Below are 1,541 nucleotides of genomic sequence, written 5' to 3'. Positions count from 1 at the left end.
CCACAATACGGTCTCGTCGTCGACGTCGTCGGCGAAGCGAAAGACAACTCGGCTGGAGCAGTTTGGGTCCGGACGAAGTAAGCTTGATTCAACGCACCCCCGCCCTTCTCACCATGAGGAGGACGGGGGTCTTATTATTCTAAAAAAGCTTGAAATTTCATGACAGACTGTGTAACATACTAGATGTAACCGCCTCTGTAGGTTAGTGGCAGACCTCAGCAATGGTAATGCTGCAGCACGAGTTCGATTCTCGTCGGAGGCATCAAGTATACCGCTCAACCAAGCGGTTTCGAGCACTTCCTGTAATTATCAGGAGGTGCTTTTCTATTGCACGTGCACAGTTTGTGCACAGTAGCTTCAGAGCGATGAAATTGGTGAATTCCGGCACGGGTTCGTTCTGGACTTGCTCCATCAAGAAGACCTATTGCATTATGTACCATTTTGAGAGCGCGGATCAGTTCATTCGAAATCGTCATATGACTAGTCCGCCGGTTCTTCGTACCGTCGAGCGCATATCGTTTCTCCTTCCAACTGGAGAATAAAGAACCCCCTAGCTAATACACATCCATGTGTATGCTACAGTCTTTAAGACAACGTAATTCTCATGACCAGACCTTTCTCCAGCCAGTTCTCTGCACCCTCCAAGTACCATACTAGTTAAGACAAGGAAAATGTTTAAATCTCTTCTTCGGTATGCATCTCTGTTTGTCGACGCTAGTCTTAATCTTGGTAACATACTTTTCCGCGTCGCATAAGTATACAAGAATTATAAGCTTTTAGAACACGGTGTGACTGAATCAGGTATCAGTCTTTACTCTTGGAGCAATCAGAAAAACAAGAAAACTCATAAGTGTTGAATTCGCCACTGACCCGTGTAGCGAATTTTTCTAGCGCTTATTAATCGACCACGGCAGATAAATGTAAAAATTCGTCACTCCACTCAATTTCATAGTACTCCTCAGCTTTAAATTGTTTGATCCACTTCGTCATTTTCGATTGTATGTACCGTTTCGTCTTATCAATCAAATAATTCCAGATTCAATTATCCACTTTGGTGGGGCACATCAACACGCGGGTATATTACGTTTTTGTGAGTTTCTTGCTTAATTACATTAAAGATTTTTAATATATCCGTCAAATTTCTTAGTTGATCTCAAGTTGCTTCCTCCATGTTTTGTTTACATCAAGCAAAAAACGAATTATCAGGTATTGCGACTATTTGCGGGATACTCAATCGCTACCCAAGGAGAGGACCTGCTTCTCTGGTCTTTAATTCACACAAAAAGCCATCGAATCTGCTCAATGGCTAACATTACCTGACAATGATTTAGTTTTGAATAAACAGAGATTGACGCAATCACTTACAGTAAGTGCACACCTCTACAATCCAATAGTTACAAACATTTGATGATTAGAATATCAACATTGGATTACTTTATTCGCATGATTAAAAGCTAACTTTATAAGATAGGTTTAAAAGCACTTTAAAGTTCAAACCTAACCTCTACATAATTAACCTTACTTCAATCTTACTATTTTCT

Annotated in this window: 1 tRNA gene; it reads left to right on the top strand. The window is 40.8% G+C overall.

The features are described 5' to 3' along the window. Nucleotides 1-191 precede the first annotated feature (191 nt). Nucleotides 192-262: transfer RNA gene (locus tag B9Z54_RS00205), tRNA-Thr, on the top strand. Nucleotides 263-1,541: the final 1,279 nt, after the last annotated feature.

The organism is Bacillus sp. P14.5 (genome assembly GCF_003316765.1).
Lineage (GTDB): Bacteria > Bacillota > Bacilli > Bacillales > Bacillaceae_B > Rossellomorea.
The sequence above is the reverse complement of the archived record's forward strand: the minus strand, read 5'-3'. Positions and strand labels throughout refer to the sequence as shown.